The 17,401-nt window shown below is 73.3% G+C and carries 12 protein-coding genes and 1 tRNA gene; 2 read left to right on the top strand and 11 right to left on the bottom strand.

From position 1 onward, the window contains the following. Nucleotides 1–86: 86 nt before the first annotated feature. Nucleotides 87–1,526: an MFS transporter gene (locus tag ACFYU0_RS34350; RefSeq protein ID WP_389306287.1), complete on the bottom strand. Its 1,440-nt coding sequence runs from the start codon at nt 1,524–1,526 to the stop codon at nt 87–89. A gap of 182 nt (nt 1,527–1,708) precedes the next feature. Here ACFYU0_RS34350 and ACFYU0_RS34345 point away from each other — a divergent pair. After that, nucleotides 1,709–1,783, top strand: a tRNA-Cys gene (locus ACFYU0_RS34345). Between the two features lies 1 nt (nt 1,784). Here ACFYU0_RS34345 and ACFYU0_RS34340 read toward each other — a convergent pair. The 7 genes from ACFYU0_RS34340 to ACFYU0_RS34310 form a co-directional block, all read right to left on the bottom strand. Continuing rightward, nucleotides 1,785–2,945 carry an SUKH-4 family immunity protein gene (locus ACFYU0_RS34340; protein WP_389306285.1) on the bottom strand — a complete coding sequence of 387 codons (1,161 nt, stop codon included), beginning with the start codon at nt 2,943–2,945 and terminating at the stop codon, nt 1,785–1,787. 195 nt (nt 2,946–3,140) lie between these two features. Further along, nucleotides 3,141–5,453 carry a xanthine dehydrogenase family protein molybdopterin-binding subunit gene (locus ACFYU0_RS34335; protein WP_389306283.1) on the bottom strand — a complete coding sequence of 771 codons (2,313 nt, stop codon included), beginning with the start codon at nt 5,451–5,453 and terminating at the stop codon, nt 3,141–3,143. Then, nucleotides 5,450–7,060, bottom strand: a complete 1,611-nt coding sequence (locus tag ACFYU0_RS34330; protein WP_389306281.1) for a 2Fe-2S iron-sulfur cluster-binding protein — start codon at nt 7,058–7,060, stop codon at nt 5,450–5,452. The genes ACFYU0_RS34335 and ACFYU0_RS34330 overlap by 4 nt, the downstream gene beginning before the upstream one ends. Beyond that, nucleotides 7,057–7,950, bottom strand: coding sequence for an FAD binding domain-containing protein (locus tag ACFYU0_RS34325; RefSeq protein WP_351665297.1), 894 nt, complete (start codon nt 7,948–7,950; stop codon nt 7,057–7,059). Before ACFYU0_RS34325 ends, ACFYU0_RS34330 begins: the two co-directional genes overlap by 4 nt. A 279-nt stretch (nt 7,951–8,229) precedes the next feature. Next, nucleotides 8,230–9,855, bottom strand: a complete 1,626-nt coding sequence (locus ACFYU0_RS34320; RefSeq protein ID WP_389306278.1) for a beta-N-acetylhexosaminidase — start codon at nt 9,853–9,855, stop codon at nt 8,230–8,232. Nucleotides 9,856–10,074: 219 nt separating this feature from the next. Then, entirely contained in the window at nt 10,075–10,353 is a 279-nt protein-coding gene (locus tag ACFYU0_RS34315; protein ID WP_143638399.1) for a DUF3039 domain-containing protein, read from the bottom strand. A 29-nt stretch (nt 10,354–10,382) separates the two neighbouring features. Beyond that, nucleotides 10,383–10,955 carry a YqgE/AlgH family protein gene (locus ACFYU0_RS34310; RefSeq protein ID WP_389306276.1) on the bottom strand — a complete coding sequence of 191 codons (573 nt, stop codon included), beginning with the start codon at nt 10,953–10,955 and terminating at the stop codon, nt 10,383–10,385. A gap of 264 nt (nt 10,956–11,219) precedes the next feature. Here ACFYU0_RS34310 and murA point away from each other — a divergent pair, with 264 nt between their 5' ends. Further along, entirely contained in the window at nt 11,220–12,560 is a 1,341-nt protein-coding gene (gene murA, locus ACFYU0_RS34305) for a UDP-N-acetylglucosamine 1-carboxyvinyltransferase (protein WP_351665298.1), read from the top strand. A gap of 184 nt (nt 12,561–12,744) precedes the next feature. Here the strand turns inward: murA and ACFYU0_RS34300 are convergent, their stop codons facing one another. The 3 genes from ACFYU0_RS34300 to ACFYU0_RS34290 form a co-directional block, all read right to left on the bottom strand. Beyond that, nucleotides 12,745–13,026, bottom strand: coding sequence for an HU family DNA-binding protein (locus ACFYU0_RS34300; protein WP_067001509.1), 282 nt, complete (start codon nt 13,024–13,026; stop codon nt 12,745–12,747). 272 nt (nt 13,027–13,298) lie between these two features. Then, nucleotides 13,299–14,714, bottom strand: coding sequence for an NAD-dependent malic enzyme (locus ACFYU0_RS34295; RefSeq protein WP_351665299.1), 1,416 nt, complete (start codon nt 14,712–14,714; stop codon nt 13,299–13,301). A gap of 353 nt (nt 14,715–15,067) precedes the next feature. Then, nucleotides 15,068–17,395 carry a HelD family protein gene (locus tag ACFYU0_RS34290; RefSeq protein WP_389306273.1) on the bottom strand — a complete coding sequence of 776 codons (2,328 nt, stop codon included), beginning with the start codon at nt 17,393–17,395 and terminating at the stop codon, nt 15,068–15,070. Nucleotides 17,396–17,401 lie beyond the last annotated feature (6 nt).

The raw sequence follows: 17,401 nt of genomic DNA, 5'->3' as shown, positions 1-17,401 counted from the left end.
TCACAGTCGGCGCGGACGGCCGCCCCTTCGTCGTGCCGGTACCGGCGATGCGGCGCGACGGTACCGGCGAGGCGGCACTCCCGGGTTCACGCCTCGTGGAGCCGCCGCGTCACCCACACCCCGGCCAGCGCGACCGCCGCCATCGGCAGGAAGACGGCGGCGAAGGCGGCGGGGTGGGAGCCGCCGGCCGCCGTGGCGGACGTGGCCGCCGCGCTGCCGCCGCCCAGGGCCGCGAAGGCCGCGCCGGCCGCCGCGAGGAGGACGACGTTGGACAGGGCGTCGGAGATCTGGAGCGCGGCGGAGTTGGCGCCGGCCTCCCTGGGCGCGGAGAGCTTGAGCAGCAGCACGCTGGTGGAGGAGACCACCAGTCCCATGCCGAAGCAGCCGAAGGCCCAGGCGACGGCGACGGTCCAGACGGGCACGGAGTGCAGCAGCACGCTCGGCGCGGCGACGATCGCGGCGGCGACCAGCACCATGCCCGCCGTCATCAGCCGCTCCCGGTGCGCCTCCATGCGCGGCCGTGACTGCACCCACGAACCCAGCGCCCAGGTGAGACCTCCGGCCGCGAGCGAGAACCCGGCCAGCGTCGGTGACAGTCCCCGCTGGGTGACCAGCATCAGCGGGACGAAGGACTCGGCGGCGATGAAGGACCCGGCGGCCACCCCGCGCAGCAGCACCACGGAGGGCAGACCGCGCGCGGCGCGGTAGGTGCCGCGCGGCAGCAGTCCGAGGACGGCGGGCAGGAGCAGAGCAGCGCCGGCGAGGCCGGGGACGAGCGAGAGCCAGCGCAGGTCCTGGGCGGCGTACTGCAGGAGGCCAGCGCCGAGGGAGATGGCCAGGGCCAGGCGGATGCGGCGCCGGTCGAAGGAGGCGGCGCCTTCGGCGTCGTCCACGGGGCCGGCCGCCCGGCGGCGTATCTGCGGCAGCGCGAGCGCGAGCGGGAAGACGACCAGGACGGGGATGCCGAGGAAGACCCAGCGCCAGCCGAGGTGCTCGGTCACGGCGCCGGAGGCGAGCGGGCCGACGATGGAGGGCACGACCCACCCGGCGGCGAAGGCCGCCATGATCGCGGGCCGCAGCCGCTCGGGGTAGGCGCGCCCGACGACGACGTACAGCGCCACGATGACCAGACCGCCGCCGAGGCCCTGCACGGCCCGGCCCAGGATGAAGACCCACATGGCCCCGGCGGTCCCGGCGACGACGAGCCCGGCGGCGAAGGCGGCGATCCCCGAGGTCAGCGCGCCGAGCGGACCGCGCCGGTCGGACCACTGACCGGCGAACACCATCCCGAACAGGCTGGTCGTGAAGTACCCGGAGAACGCGAACGCGTACAGCGCCAGCCCGTCCAGCTCGCGCGCCGCCACGGGCATCGCGGTGCCGACGGCGGTCGCCTCGAAGGCGATCAGCAGCACGACGGAGACGATTCCGACGCTGAGCGCCCGGTGTTCCCGGCTCAGCACACCACCGCCGTCCTGGTCGACGGCATCACTCACCACAACGGTGTCACGGGACTCGAGGGCACTCATGGTCGACAGAGTAAGGTCCACAGACCGGTTTGACCCCTGTCGGTGGTCCCGCCCTCGCTCCGACCTTGGTCGTAGACCCCGGTCCCGCACTTCGTGAACGGCGTGTGGCAGTCCCGTTGCACGGCCGCGGTTTCCCTTGAGCGGGCCGCCGGCCCCGCCCTACGTTCTTCTCAGCAACACACGACCGTGTGCCCGAGTGGTTCAGGGAGTCGCCTGCAAAGCGACTTACGCGGGTTCGATTCCCGCCACGGTCTCCAGCTACAGCACCCCGCCCGTCTCGTCCTGGAACTGCTGGGTCCAGTAGTGCCAGGCGGTGTCCGGGAGGGTGGCCGTGGGGTCCACCGCGGTGAGGGTGTGGATCATGGTGGCGGCCAGCTGGTCGTAGGCCTCGGTGCTCAGCTCGTTCGACAGGTGTTCGTCGATGGTGCGCTCGTGGTGCAGGAGCCAGAGGGTGAAGGCCAGGGTGGACACGTCGGTGTTCAGGGGGTGGAGCGTCGCCTCGGGCTCGCTGAAGGTGAGCACCGCGCCCGTTCTGCCGTCGACCACCAGGCTGTTGTCCTCGACGAGGTGGCCGAGGCGGATCAGGTGGCCGGCGTGGGCGGGGAGGGCGTCCAGGGGGTAGTCGTCGCAGCGCTCCGCGGTGAAGTACTCGGTGAGCGTCGGCAGCGGGACGTCGGTGTCGGCGTGGAAGACGACCGCCTCCTCCGGCAGGCCCGTCTCGCGCAGGAAGCGGCGGGTCGGCTCGTGGGTGAGCGTGGCGGGGAAGTCGACCTCCTCGAACCGGGCCACCCGGCCCTGGCCGAACTCCTGCTCCAGCAGGCGGGCCGGGACGTCCAGGGTGAGTCCGGACGTGACGCCCGGTCCGGCGACGAGGGCCAGCGGGCGGATCAGGGCCGCGGCCTTCCAGTAGGGCGGGATCCGGCCGTCCGTGCCCTCCGCGAAGAGAGCGAGCAGGCGGCGCGACGCCTCGGTCACCGTCCTCGGGCCGTACTTGCCCGCCAGGGACGCGAACCGGCCGCGCAGGCCCGCCAGTTCCTCCGTGACCGCGGCGAAGCGCAGCAGGGTGGCCAGCGAGGGCGCGAACGGGCGCGGATCGGACCGGCCGACGAGGTGGGCCGTCGTCAGCTCGCCGGTGTCGCCGTCCAGCAGGATCGACTCGCGCTCCATGCCGGCCGGGTTCAGCAGTTCGCCGATCACCAGGCGGCCGCGCAGTTCCTCCGCGAGGTGGAAGGGGCCGTCGGTGGCGTCGCCGACGGTGCGCAGGCCGTGCGCGCGCAGCGGCGAGAAGGTCAACAGGGCGGTGTCCGCGGGCAGTCCGGCGCCCGTGAGCAGTCCGCGGGTCGGGGCGTGGGTGATGTGACGGCCCAGTTCCGCCTCGGTCAGTGTGATCGCCGCGATACCGGCGTCGGTCGTGCTCATCGCTCCCCCGCGATCGTCCCCGTGCGTGCCTGTGTGCGTGCGAAGTCGTGCGCCGTGCCCGGGCAGGCGCCCCCGACTGCTCAGCACACTACGCCGCACCACTGACAACGGCCTTGCAGCAGGGAGGACGCCGGAAGGGCGGGGTCCGTTGCCCGCGTCTCCCGCGCACGGCCGTCGCCGTGCGCGGGAACGAGGTCACTGGGACGTCACCACGGCCGCCTGCGGGCGGATCGGGAGGCGGTTGACCGGGCGGCCCGTCGCCGCGCGGACGGCGGACGCGATCGCCGCCGGGGACGTCACCACCGGGACCGCGCTGACCGACTTGGCGCCGAAGGGCGCGACCACGTCCCGTTCCTCGACCAGCTTCACGATCCGGATGTCCGGCGCGTCCAGGGCGGTCGGCAGGGCGTACCCGGTGAGGTCGGGGTGGCGGATCAGGCCGCGCGGGGTGCGCAGGTTCTCGGTGAGGGCGATGCCCACGCCCTGCGTGACGCCCGCCTCGATACGGGCCGCGAGCTGGGCGGGGTTGAGGATCCGGCCGACGTCCTGGGCGACCGCCAGCTCCACCACCCGGACCGAGCCGATCTCGATGTCGACGTCCACCACCGCGCGGATCGCGCAGAAGGCGAGGCCGACGAAGGCGTCGCCCTGGCCGGCGGCGTCCAGCGGCTCGGTGGGGTGCGGACGGCACTGGGCGGTGGCCCACAGCTCCTTGCCGTCCATCGCCTCGGTGACGGTGGTCGACAGCACGCCGTCGTAGGAGGTGATCTTGCCGTCGGTGATCTGCAGCAGCTCGGTGGACATGCCGAACTTGTGGGCCAGGGGCTGCAGGAGCTGGGTGCGGACCATCTTGGCCGCCCGCTCCACCGCGCCGCCCGACACCCAGGTGTGGCGGCCGCGGCAGCCCGGGCCGGCCGGGGGCTGGTCGGTGTCGACGGGCGCCACGTGCACCTCGTCGACGCCGAGCGTCTCCTGGACGATCTGGCGGGCGAGGGTGGTGAAGCCCTGGCCCGTCTCCACGGCCCCGCAGAGCACGGTGGCCACGCCGTCGTGCACCTTCACCGTCGCCGTGGAGACCTCGTCGGCGCCCTCGGCGCCGAGCATGTGCACCATGCCCAGGCCGTAGCCGACGCCCCGGCGCACCGCGCCCGGCTCGCCCGCGCCCTCGGGGCCGCCGGGCAGCAGCCACTCCTCCTCGGGGGTGTCCACGGGCAGTTCGGGCAGCGGGAAGTCGCGGACCGCCTGCAGGAGTTCGGCCACCGGGGCCGGGCAGGTCACGGTCTGCCCGATGGGCAGGACGTCACCGGTCGCGAGCGCGTTGCGCAGGCGCACTTCGGCGGGGTCCAGGCCGAGCTTCCGCGCCAGCTTGTCCATCTGCGCCTCGTAGGCGGCGCACACCTGCATCGCGCCCTCGCCGCGCACATGGCCGGAGGGCGGGTTGTTGGTGCGTACGGCCCAGCCCTCGATGAAGGCGTTCGGGACGACGTACGGGCCGCACGCGAAGGAGACGGCGGCGGCGAGGGCCTCGGCGGAGGTGTCCGCGTAGGCGCCCGCGTCGAGCAGGATCTGCGCCTCGACCTTCACCAGTCTGCCGTCGGCGTCCGCGTGGTGGCGGTAGCGCAGCAGGGTGGGGTGGCGGTGGGCGTGGCCGAGGAAGGACTCCTCGCGGGTGGCGGTGAGCTTCACCGGGCAGCCGGTCTTCAGGGCGAGCAGGCCGAGCGGGAGCTGGAAGCCCTGGTCCTCGCGGTCGGCGGTGGCGCCGGGCACCCCGGTGACGACGATCTTCACCCGCTCCGGGGACAGGCCGAAGCAGGCCGCGGCCGTGTTGCGGTCGGTGTGCGGGTCGGTGGACGCCAGGTACAGCTCCACGCCGCCGTCGGGGCGGGGCACGGCGAGGCCGGCCTCGGCGCCGATGGGGGCCGGGTCCGCGCGGCCGATGCGGTACTGGCCCTCGACGACGACCTCGCCGGCCGCCTCCGGGTCGCCGTGGTGCAGCGGGATGTGCCGGATCAGGTTGCCGTCGGGGTGCAGCGGTTCGGCCTCGAAGGCGTGCTCGGGGTCGGTGACCGGGTCGAGCACCTCGTACTCGACGATGACGGCGGCGGCGGCCATCCGCGCGGTGTCGGGGTGGTCGGCGGCGACGGCGGCGATGGGCTCGCCGTGGTGGCGTACGACCTCGGAGGCGAACACCGGGCGGTCCGGCGTCCCCCGGCCGTGGCGGGGGGTGCCGGGGACGTCCTCGTGGGTGACGACGGCGCGCACGCCGGGCATCTCGCGCGCGTGGGTGGTGTCGATGGAGACGATGCGCGCGTGCGCGTGCGGGGAGCGCAGCACGGCGGCCCACAGCAGCCCCTCGGCCCACAGGTCGGCCGCGTAGGGGAAGGTGCCCTCGGTCTTGGCGCGGGCGTCGGCGTGCGGCAGCGAGGCGCCGAGGCCGTGCGGCAGCGGCTCGGGGTCGGCGGCGACCGCCGCCGCGGTGGCGGTCGCGGTGGCGGCTTCGTTGGTCACGCCTGGCCTCCGTCCTGGCCGTACTGCTGGTCGTGCGGTCCCGGCGCGCCGAAGGTGCCGGGGCTGTCGAAGAGGCCCGGTGACTCGAAGGCCGCCGGGTTGACGCCGCCGGCGCCCGGGCCCGCCTGGTGCGGGATGCGTGCCGCGTCGGCGTCCGGTCCCTCGTCGTCGGCCCCGCCGTGCGCCTCGCGCTCGGCGACGACCTCCCTGACGGCGTCCAGGACGCCCCGGTAGCCGGAGCAGCGGCACAGGTTGCCGCACAGGGCCTGGCGGGTCTCCAGCTCGGTCGGCGCGGGGTTGCCCTCCAGCAGGTCGTGCAGGGTCATCGCCATGCCGGGCACGCAGAAGCCGCACTGCACGGCGCCGCACCGGGCGAGCGCCCGCTGCACGTCGGAGGGCCGTCCGTCCTCGGCCAGGCCCTCGACGGTGCGCACCTCGCTGCCGGCCGCGGTGACGGCCGGAACCAGGCAGGAGGCCACCAGGCGGCCGTCGACCTGCACGTTGCAGGCGCCGCACTCGCCCTGCGAGCAGCCGTCCTTGGCCCCGGCGAGGCCGAGCCGCTCGCGCAGGACGTACAGCAGGGACTCGCCGATCCAGGCGTCGGTGACGGGCCGGTCGGCGCCGTTGACCCGCAGGACGTAGGAGGCGAGGGGGTGGTCGTCGTGGGGCGGGAGGGCGGCGGGCTCGTCGCCGGGCGCGTCGTCCTGGTCCGCCGGCCCGGCCGCCGGGTCCTCGTCGGCCGCCGCGTCCTCGGCCGCCCGGGCCCCGTCCGCTGCGGCTTCGGCGGCGGTGTCCTCGGGTGCGCCGGGCTCGTCCGCCGGCGCCTCGGGGGCCTCCGGCTCGCCGGCCGGGGCCGCGGGGTCCGCGGCGGCCTGCGTCGCGGCCGTGTCCGGCGTTTCCAGGGCCTCGTGGGCGGGCTGGTGACCGGCGGGCCCGTCGTGCCGTTCCGGGCCGCCGGCGGGGCCTTCGGGGGCCTGTGCGGCCGGAGTCGGGTCGTAGGGCGGCGCGGGCGCGAACTCGGGCGCCGCGGACGCCTCGGCGGAGCGGGGCGCGGCGTCCTGCTCCGGCTCCCCCCAGGGCTGCCCGGCGGTCTCCGTCGCCCAGGGTGCGGGCGCGCCGCCGGGGAGGGTGGCCGGCGGGGTGCCGCCCCACTGCTCGACCAGCGAGGAGGTGGTGAACTCGCCCGACTCGTCCGGGAGGTCGCCGCCGGCGACCGGGATGGACCACTGCCCGGTGACGTCGTGTCCGGGGGCGGGCGGGGCCGGGGGCTCCTCGAAGGTCCACTGCTGGGTCGCGGCGGGCTGGTAGGTGAACCGGTCGCCGGTGTCCGGCTGCTGGGGCACGGCGTTCGGGTCGGGCCACCGGCCGTCGCCGTCGGGCGCGGGCCACGCGTCCGCCGGGCCGTCGGGGAGCGCCGCCGTTATCCGCGGCGGGACGTAGCCGTGTCCGGGGGCGGCCAGCGGGCTGTCGCCGGACAGCAGGGCGTCGATGCCGCCCTCGGGGAGCTTGACGAAGGCGGTGGCGCCGTCGTCGTAGTCACCCTGGGGCAGCGGGTCCCAGCGGCCGCCGCTCTGCGGAGCGCCCTCTCCGTGCTGGTCGTCGGTCACGACAGCGCCCTCCCCAGTGCTCGTCGGGCCAGCGCGGCGACGGTGCGCCGCAGGTGCAGTACGGCGGGCGGCAGCGGGACCACGGAGCCGTCCGGTTCGGGTACCGGGTCCGGGATGCAGGCCGCGGCGACGTACTCCCCGAAGGCGTGCAGGGCCTCGGGCACGAGGGCGCGGTCGTTGTCCCAGTCGATGAGCTGGGCGACCCACTGCTCGGCGTCCAGGGGGCGCAGCGGCATCGGCGCTATGGCGCCGACGGCGCAGCGAACCCCGCGCCGGGCCGGGTCGAGCACCACGGCCACCGAGGCCAGCGCCCGGCCGGGGCCGGTCCGTCCGGTCGCCTTGAGGAAGACCTGCGGGGCGTGCAGCAGCGGCACGCGCACGAAGCCGATCAGTTCGCCGCCGCGCAGCATCTCCACGCCGGCCAGCAGGTGCGAGACCGGGATCTCCCGGCGGGCGCCGTTCGGGCCGGCGATGATCAGGGTCGCCTCGAGGGCGGCCAGCACCGGCAGCGCGTCGCCGGTGGGCGCGGCCGAGGCGATGTTGCCGCCCAGGGTGCCCGCGTTGCGGATGTGCGGCGGGCCGGCGGCGCGCGCGGCGGCGGCGAGCGCCGGGATCAGGGCCGCGAAGTCGGGACGGCCCATGCGCGCGTGCGTGAGGCCCGCGCCGAGCAGGGCGTGGCCGTCCTGGTACTGCCAGCCGCGGATCTCGCTGATCCGTCCGAGGCCCACCAGGGCGGCGGGCCTGAGCTGGCCGGAGTTGACGGCGGCCATGAGGTCGGTGCCGCCGGCCACGGGGACGGCGGCGGGCATGGCGGTGAGGGCCGCCACGGCCTCGTCCAGTGTCGTGGGCAGCGTGACGGCCTGCGCCGCCTGCGGTGCGTGCGTGGTCAAACCGGCTGCCCCTTCCCGCTGCCCCACCTGGTCCCACCTGTGTGGCCGTACGGTACGTGCTCACAGGGCGGACGTGGCAACTCTGGCACATCTTCGCAAGGGCCGGACGCGGGGGTCCGCTAGGAGGCATTCGCCCACCTCATCGGCGACATATTCCGTTTTCGCACGGCATCGCCGGTACACGGCGATTGCCACTCTCCGGTGACTTGGCGGCGTTTTCCGTCGTTCGTTCCACGAGCACACGTTCCACCGGCGGACCGGGCGCGGGGGCCGGCCTACCTAGCGGTTCGGGGGCGTGCCGTCGATCGGGCGGCCGAGGACGCCGGGGCGCCGCTGCCAGGGCCGGGGCCCGGTGGGCGGCCGGTAGCCGACACCGAGGGCGTCAAGTCGCCGGTAGTGGGCGGCCATCCGGTGTTCGAAGTCCGCGAAGTCCCGCTCGGCGGGGGCGGGCAGCCGGCTCCAGGCGACCTCGGCGAGCGCGGCGAGCCGGGGAAAGGCCTGGTAGTCGACGCGTGCGGCGTCCTCCAGCACCTCGGTCCACACGTTGGCCTGGGTGCCGAGCACGTGCCGGGCCTCCTCGGCGGTGAGTTCGGCCGGCACCGGCTCGAACCGGTAGACGTCCTCCAGGGTGCGCACGAAGCCGATCGGCACGGGTTCGTCGCCCCCGGGCGCCTGCCGGTGGTCCAGGTAGACGTACTGCTCCGGGCACATGACGACGTCGTGCCCGGCTCGCGCGGCGGCGACGCCGCCCCCGTAGCCGCGCCACGAGGACACCGCGGCGCCCGGCGCGAGCCCGCCCTCCAGGATCTCGTCCCAGCCGATGAGGCGGCGCCCGCGCGCGGCGAGCCAGGTGTCGAAGTGGCCGATGAACCAGGACTGCAACTCGTCCTCGCCGGCGAGCCCGAGGTCCGCGATCCGGTTCTTCGCGGCCGCCGACCGGCGCCACTGGTCCTTGCGGCACTCGTCGCCGCCGATGTGCACGAACTCGGCGGGGAACAGTTCCAGCACTTCCTCCAACACCCCTTCGTAGAAACGGAGGGTGGTGTCGGTGGGAGCCAGTACGTTGGCGGAGATTCCCCAGTTGTCCCAGACGGTGAGCGCGGCGGTGTCCACGACGTCGGTGTTGCCGAGTTCCGGATACGCGGCGATGGCGGCCTGCGAGTGGCCCGGTACGTCGATTTCGGGGACGACGGTGATATGCCGTTCGGCGGCGTAGGCGACGATCTCCCGGATGTCGTCCTGGGTGTAGTGGCCCCCGTGCGGCTTCTCCTCCCAGAGCGGTGAGGCGCGGTGGCCGATTTTCGTCCGCGCCCGCCAGGAGCCGATCCCGGTCAGCCTCGGATACCGCCCTATCTCGATCCGCCAGCCCTGGTCGTCCGTCAGATGGAAGTGGAAGACGTTGAGTTTGTGCGCGGCCATCAGGTCCAGGTACCGCAGCACGCCTTCCTTGGGCATGAAGTGCCGGGCGACGTCCAGCATGAGACCGCGCCAGCCGAACCGGGGGGCGTCCTCGACGGTGACGCGGGGCAGGTCCCAGTCCCGGCCCGGACGCAGGGGCGCGCGGCGGAACGCGTCGGGGCCGAGCAGTTGCCGGAAGGTCTGGGCCCCCCAGAAGACGCCGGCGGCGCCGCCACCCTGGATGCGCACCGGAAGACCGTCGGCGACGAGGCGGTAGCCCTCGGGGGGCAGGCCCGGCTCGATGCTCAGCTCGACGCGGTCGTCCCCGCCGTCCGCCTCCGGCAGCGGCAGGCCGGTCGCCGCTCCGACGGTGGCCCGCAGCCAGCGTGCGACGCCCTCGGTGCCGGGTCCCGCCCGCAGCCCCGTGCCGGCGCCGATGCTCGTGTGCCCGGCGGCGTTCCGCGAACAGCGCGCCGGAGCCGGGATCAGATCCGCCTTGTCGGTCACATCGGTCCTCGGTGAAGAAAAGCGTTCCTACGGGGGAACCGCGCACCGCGGGGCGGCCCGTTCGTCGCCGTACACGGCTTCGAGGAGGCTATGGCGGGGCGGGCACGCCGACAAGAGGTCTGGACCAGTCGGTGGCCGAAAAGCGCGAAAGCCCCCGGGCCCGCGTCCGCGGCGCGTCCCGGGGGCCCGAGGGTCTTCAGGCGGGCGATGGACGGGCGCCTACTTGTCGCCGCCCTTGTCGTCGCCGCCGCTGCCCATGGACTCGTAGATCTCCTTGCACATGGGACACACGGGGTACTTCTTCGGGTCGCGGCCCGGCACCCACACCTTGCCGCACAGCGCCACGACGGGGGTCCCGTCGAGGGCGCTCGCCATGATCTTGTCCTTCTGGACGTAGTGGGCGAAGCGCTCGTGGTCGCCGTCGCCGTGGGACACCTGTGGCGTCGGCTCTACGAGGGTTCCCGTACCAGTCCCGCGCTCGGGCTCGAGAGTGCTCATATCGCCAAGGGTACTGGCGCTCGCCGGCATCAGTTGAGCGACGGGTCGTCGGGATACGTGGCGACCATCGCCAGCTCGTTGCGCTGGCGGCGCAGCACCTCGCGCCAGAGGGTCTCCGGCTCCGGGCAGGACACGTCGCCCGGCTCCGACTCCACGACGTACCAGGCGCCGTCCACCAGCTCGTCCTCGAGCTGGCCCGGGCCCCAGCCGGCGTAACCGGCGAAGATCCGCAGCGAGCCGACGGCCGAGGCGAGCAGCTCGGGCGGGGCCTCCAGGTCGACCAGACCGATCGCGCCGTGCACCCGCCGCCAGCCGAGCGGGGCGCTCTCCCCGTTCGCGCCGCCCGGGATGACCGCGACGCCGAGCGCCGAGTCCAGCGAGACCGGGCCGCCCTGGAAGACCACCCCGGGGGCACCGGCCAGCTCCGCCCAGCCCTCCAGGATGTCGCCCACGCCCACCGGGGTGGGGCGGTTGAGGACGACGCCGAGCGAGCCCTCCTCGTCGTGGTCGAGGAGGAGCACGACCGCACGGTCGAAGTTCGGGTCCGCCAGGGCGGGGGTTGCCACGAGCAGCCGCCCTGTGAGCGAGGACACCTCGGTCATGCCAGACATGATCCCGCATCTTCGCCGACTGTGGGGAGCCGATCGGGGTGCGCGAGTGAACGCAGCTCAGGGCGCACGGTGGCGCGCCCGCGCCGGTGACCCCACGTGCCCGGCGGTGAACGGATCGTGTTGTGACACAGCTATGACGCGGCTGGGCGGTACTTGGGCTTACAGGACGGGGGTAATAGGCGATTACCCTGTCTCTCCGGCCCCTGCGCAAAGTGATCGGCCGGCCCCTGCCCGACTCATCGGAACGCGAGATTCATGACCGTCAACGACGATGTCCTGCTTGTCCACGGCGGAACCCCGCTGGAGGGCGAGATCCGTGTCCGCGGTGCGAAGAACCTCGTGCCGAAGGCCATGGTCGCCGCCCTGCTGGGCAGTGCGCCGAGTCGACTGCGCAACGTTCCGGACATCCGTGACGTGCGTGTCGTGCGCGGCCTGCTGCAGCTGCACGGGGTCACCGTCCGCCCGGGTGAGGAGCCCGGTGAGCTGGTGCTCGACCCGACGCACGTGGAGAGCGCCAACGTCGCTGACATCGATGCCCACGCGGGTTCCAGCCGTATCCCGATCCTGTTCTGCGGCCCGCTGCTGCACCGGCTGGGCCACGCGTTCATCCCGGGCCTCGGCGGCTGCGACATCGGCGGCCGGCCCATCGACTTCCACTTCGACGTGCTGCGGCAGTTCGGCGCGACCATCGAGAAGCGGGCCGACGGGCAGTACCTGGAGGCGCCGCAGCGGCTGCGCGGCACGAAGATCCGGCTGCCGTACCCGTCCGTCGGCGCGACCGAGCAGGTGCTGCTGACCGCGGTGCTGGCCGAGGGCGTCACGGAGCTGTCCAACGCGGCCGTCGAGCCGGAGATCGAGGACCTCATCTGCGTGCTGCAGAAGATGGGCGCGATCATCGCGATGGACACCGACCGCACGATCCGCATCACCGGTGTGGACAAGCTCGGCGGCTACACCCACCGCGCCCTCTCGGACCGCCTGGAGGCCGCCTCCTGGGCGTCGGCGGCGCTGGCGACCAACGGCGACATCTACGTCCGCGGCGCCCAGCAGCGTTCGATGATGACGTTCCTGAACACCTACCGGAAGGTGGGCGGCGCCTTCGAGATCGACGACGAGGGCATCCGCTTCTGGCACCCCGGCGGGCAGCTCAAGTCCATCGCGCTGGAGACGGACGTGCACCCGGGCTTCCAGACCGACTGGCAGCAGCCGCTGGTGGTCGCCCTGACCCAGGCGACGGGCCTGTCGATCGTCCACGAGACGGTGTACGAGTCCCGGCTCGGCTTCACCTCGGCGCTGAACCAGATGGGCGCCCACATCCAGCTCTACCGCGAGTGCCTGGGCGGCTCCGACTGCCGCTTCGGCCAGCGCAACTTCCTGCACTCCGCGGTCGTCTCCGGCCCGACCAAGCTGCAGGGCGCCGACCTGGTCATCCCCGACCTGCGCGGCGGCTTCTCGTACCTCATCGCGGCCCTGGCCGCCGAGGGCACCTCCCGTGTCCACGGCATCGAGCTGATCAACCGCGGCTACGAGAACTTCATGGAGAAGCTCGTGGAACTGGGCGCGAAGGTCGAGCTGCCGGGCAAGGCGCTCGGCTAGACGGCAACCGAAAGGGCGGCCTCCCTCGGAATGAGGGAGGCCGCCCTTTCGGCGTCTTTGGCTGAGGCGCCCCAAGGGGCGCGGGGAACTGCGCGACCAGCCACAGCGAACCCGCGGTCACCCGCGGCGCTGAGTCAGAACGGCGCTCCAGTCACCCGGCGCCACCCAGCGGAGCGGCTTCCGCTTACTTGCCCTTGGCCGCTTCCTTGAGCTTGGAGCCCGCGGAGACCTTGACGCTGTAGCCGGCCGGGATGTTGATGGGCTCGCCGGTCTGCGGGTTGCGCGCGGTACGAGCGGCACGGTGGGTGCGCTCGAAGGTCAGGAAGCCGGGGATGGTGACCTTCTCGTCGCCCTTGGAGACGATGTCGCCGACGACCTCGGCGAACGCGGCCAGCACGGCGTCGGCGTCCTTGCGGGTCACCTCGGCGCGGTCGGCCAGCGCGGCCACCAGCTCACTGCGGTTCATGTTGTTACTCCCGTGTTCTTCTTGCCGTTGAGGCGTGAGGGTGAGATCGATGCCGATGCGCTCGCGCCCAAAGACGCATCCTGCCCCTACCTGCGGCGGTAATGCCAATCCGGCACCCGTAGGAGTCGTGAGAACACCCTAGGGAGTCACACGAGAAGCGCCTGCTCGGCCGTCACCCTAGAGGGCGTCCGCCGGTGGAGGGTTCCGCGACGCGCCGGTGCGGGGGGCTGCCGTGTCCATCCTCACAGCCCCTGCACCATACGGTACGGCGGCTAGGACGCCGCGCCCACCGCCTTGGCGGCCTCGCGCACCGCGCCTGCCACGGCGCCCGCGACCTTGTCGTTGAAAACGCTCGGAATGATGTAGTTGGGGTTCAGCTCGTCCTCGGTCACCACGTCGGCGAGCGCCTTCGCGGCGGCGAGCATCATCTCGGTGTTGACGGTACGCGACTGCGCGTCCAGCAGGCCGCGGAAGACACCCGGGAAGACCAGCACGTTGTTGATCTGGTTCGGGAAGTCCGAGCGGCCGGTGGCCACGACGGCGGCCGTCTGCCGGGCGATCGCGGGGTCGACCTCGGGGTCGGGGTTCGCGAGCGCGAACACGATGGCGCCGTCGGCCATGGCGGCCACGTCGTCGCCGTCGAGGACGTTCGGGGCCGAGACGCCGATGAAGACGTCCGCGCCGCGCACGGCCTCCTTCAGGGTGCCGGTGAGGTTCTCGGGGTTGGTGTTGTCGGCGATCCAGCGCAGCGGCGAGTCGGCCGGGGCGTCCACCAGGTCGTCGCGGTCCGAGTGGACGACACCGCGGATGTCGGCCACCACGGCGTTCTTCGCGCCGGCGGCGATCAGCAGCTTGAGGATGGCGGTACCGGCCGCGCCGGCCCCGGACATCACGATCCGGATGTTCTCGATCGCCTTGCCCGTGCAGCGCAGCGCGTTGGTCAGGGCGGCGAGGACGACGATCGCGGTGCCGTGCTGGTCGTCGTGGAAGACGGGGATGTCGAGGGCCTCGCGCAGCCGGGCCTCGATCTCGAAGCAGCGGGGGGCGGAGATGTCCTCGAGGTTGATGCCGGCGAAACCGGGGGCGATCGCCTTGACGATCTCGACGATGGCGTCGGTGTCCTGGGTGTCCAGGCAGATCGGCCAGGCGTCGATGCCGGCGAAGCGCTTGAAGAGGGCCGCCTTGCCCTCCATCACGGGCAGCGCGGCCTTCGGGCCGATGTTGCCCAGGCCCAGCACGGCGGAGCCGTCCGTCACGACCGCAACGGAGTTGCGCTTGATCGTGAGGCGGCGGGCGTCCTCGGGGTTCTCGGCGATCGCCATGCAGACGCGGGCCACGCCGGGCGTGTAGACCATCGACAGGTCGTCACGGTTGCGGATGGGGTGCTTGGACGCCATCTCGATCTTGCCGCCGAGGTGCATCAGGAACGTACGGTCGGAGACCTTGCCGAGGGTGACGCCCTCGATGCCCCGGAGCTTGCCCACGATCTCGTCGGCGTGGGCCGTGGAGGTGGCCGCGATGGTGACGTCGATACGGAGCTTCTCGTGGCCGGACGCGGTGACGTCGAGGCCGGTGACCGAGCCTCCGGAGGACTCCACGGCGTTGGTGAGCTGCGAGACTGCGGTTCCGCTCGCGGGCACCTCCAGCCGGATGGTCATCGAGTAGGAGACGCTGGGCGCCGTTGCCATGGCCGACTTCCTCTGCTTTCACCGTGTCGCGTGTAGTGCCGTCCGATCGTCGCACCTACCACCGAGTACGTGGTAGTCGCCCCGGATTGCGGACGTTGTGTTCACGACGGCACGCCCTTTTGGAAAACAACTTCCACCATACGAGAGTTGATCGGGCAAATAAAGAGGCCCACGTCACACAGGACGTGGGCCTCTCTCACGTTCATGACACCGACCCGCCATGCTCGCCTCGCGGCAAGTGGTCCCTCTGAGGGACGAAGGTTGGGCCCGGGGGCTTGGATCGGGCCGGTGCCACGTCAAGGCTAACAAACGGATGCCGGACGCCATTCCTGACGCGGGGACTTCTTCGGAATTCAGTCCCTGAGCAGATCCGGCACCCCCGCCGGGTCCGGCTCGTCCCGCTCGCCGGAGACCACGGTGAGCTGCTGGGTCGCCCTGGTCAGCGCGACGTACAGCACCCGCAGGCCGGCCGGCGACTCGTCGGCGATCTCCGCCGGCGAGACGACGACCGTGGCGTCGTACTCCAGCCCCTTGGCCTCCAGGCTGCCGAGCGCCACCACCCGGTCGCCGAGCCCGGCCAGCCAGCGTCGGGCCTCCTCGCGCCGGTTCATGGCGACGACCACCCCGACCGTGCCGTCCACGAGGCCCAGCAGCCGCTCGGACTCCGCGCGGACCGTCCTCTCCAGACCGTCCCGGGCGGCCCCGCCCGACGCGTCGGCCGCCGTCACGAAGCGCGGCTCGACCCCGGTGGACCGTACGGCCGAGGGCGCCTCGGAGCCCGGCATGGCCAGGGCGAGCACCCTGGCGGCCAGCTCGGCGATCTCGGCGGGGTTGCGGTAGTTGACGGTGAGCTGGAAGCGGCGCCGGGGGCGGGTGCCGAGGGCCTCGTCGCGGGCCTCGGCCGCCTCGTCCGGGTCGGACCAGGAGGACTGGGCCGGGTCGCCGACGACCGTCCAGGTGGCGTGCCGGCCGCGGCGGCCGACCATCCGCCACTGCATCGGCGTGAGGTCCTGGGCCTCGTCCACGATGACGTGCGCGTACTCGGTGCGCTCCTGGGCGAGGCGCTCGGCGCGCTCGCGCTGGGTCTCCTCGCGCACCGGCATCAGCTCCTCCAGGCCGGTGAGCTGGTCCAGCGGGTCCAGCTCGCGCTTCCTGCGCGGCCGGGCCGGGGCGCCGAGGATCGCCTGCAGCTCGTCCAGCATGGCGGTGTCGTGCACCGAGAAGCCCTCCCGGCGCAGCGAGCGGGCGACCTTGCGGACCTCGCCGGGGTTGAGGATCCGGCGGGCCCAGCGGCCGAGCCGCTTCTCGTCCGCCATGGCGTCGAGCACCCCCTTCGGGGTCAGCTCGGGCCACCAGGCGTCCAGGAAGGCGATGAACGGGTCCTCGCCGGACACGTCCTCGTCGAAGGAGGAGCGCAGTTCGGCGGCCAGCTCCGGGTCGCTGTGCCGGCCGGCCGCGCCGGACCTGGCCCACAGGGCGTCCAGGAGCAGCTTGCGGGCGCGCGGGCGCAGCAGGTTGACGGGGGCGGTGCCGCCGAGGGCGGTACGGCGGATGTGGGCCAGTTCGCCGGCTTCGAGTTCGAGGCGGCGCCCGAAGGCGACGACCCGGAGCCGCTCAGGAGAATCGTTCAGCTCCAGGGCGCCGCGGGCGGCCTTCCGCAGCACCTTCAGCATCCGGTACGAGCCCTTGGCGCGGGCCACCGACGGGGAGTCGTACAGCGTGGCCTCGACCCCGTCGACGAGCGAGCCGATGGCGCGGATCGCGACCTGGCCCTCCTCGCCGAGCGAGGGCAGCACGCCCTCGGTGTAGGCCACCAGCAGCGGGGTCGGCGAGACGATCAGGATGCCGCCCGCGTAGCGTCTGCGGTCCTGGTAGAGCAGATACGCCGCACGGTGCAGGGCGACCGCGGTCTTGCCGGTGCCCGGGCCGCCCTCGACGTAGGTGACGGAGGCGGCGGGGGCGCGGATGACCAGGTCCTGCTCGGCCTGGATGGAGGAGACGATGTCCCGCATGGTGTGGCTGCGGGCCTGGCCGAGGGCGGCCATCAGGGCGCCGTCGCCGATGACGGGCAGCTCCCGCCCGTCGAGGAACGCCCGCAGCTCGGGGCGCATCAGGTCGTCCTCGACCCCGAGGACCCGGCGGCCCTTGGAGCGGATGACCCGGCGGCGCACGACCCGGCCGGGGTCCCTGGGGGTGGACCGGTAGAAGGGGGCGGCGGCCGGGGCCCGCCAGTCGATGACCAGCGGGGCGTAGTCCGCGTCGAGCACGCCGATCCGCCCGATGTGCAGGGTCTCGGCGACGTCGGCGGTGTTGTCGGGCCGTACCGCGCCCTCGGCGGGCTCGACCGCGGTGTAGGCGCCGTCGGGGCCCTTCTTGCCGTCCTTGCCGGGCAGCAGGTCGATCCGCCCGAAGAGGAAGTCCTCGAACTCGTTGTTGAGCCGGTTCAGATGGATGCCGGCCCGGAAGACCTGGGCGTCCCGCTCGGCCAGTGCGCCCGGCGTGCCGACCTGGCCGCGCTGGGCGGCGTCGTTCATCAGGAACTCGGCCTCGTGGATCTTCTCCTCGAGGCGCCGGTACACCCGGTCCAGATGTTCCTGCTCGACGCTGATCTCTCGGTCACGCACGGAGTCCTGTGCGCCGTGTACCGAGCCGACCGCGGACTGCTGAACCTGAGCGGCCACCGGGCC

The organism is Streptomyces sp. NPDC003720 (assembly GCF_042875075.1).
In the GTDB taxonomy this organism is placed as follows: Bacteria; Actinomycetota; Actinomycetes; order Streptomycetales; family Streptomycetaceae; genus Streptomyces.
The sequence above is the reverse complement of the archived record's forward strand: the minus strand, read 5'-3'. Positions and strand labels throughout refer to the sequence as shown.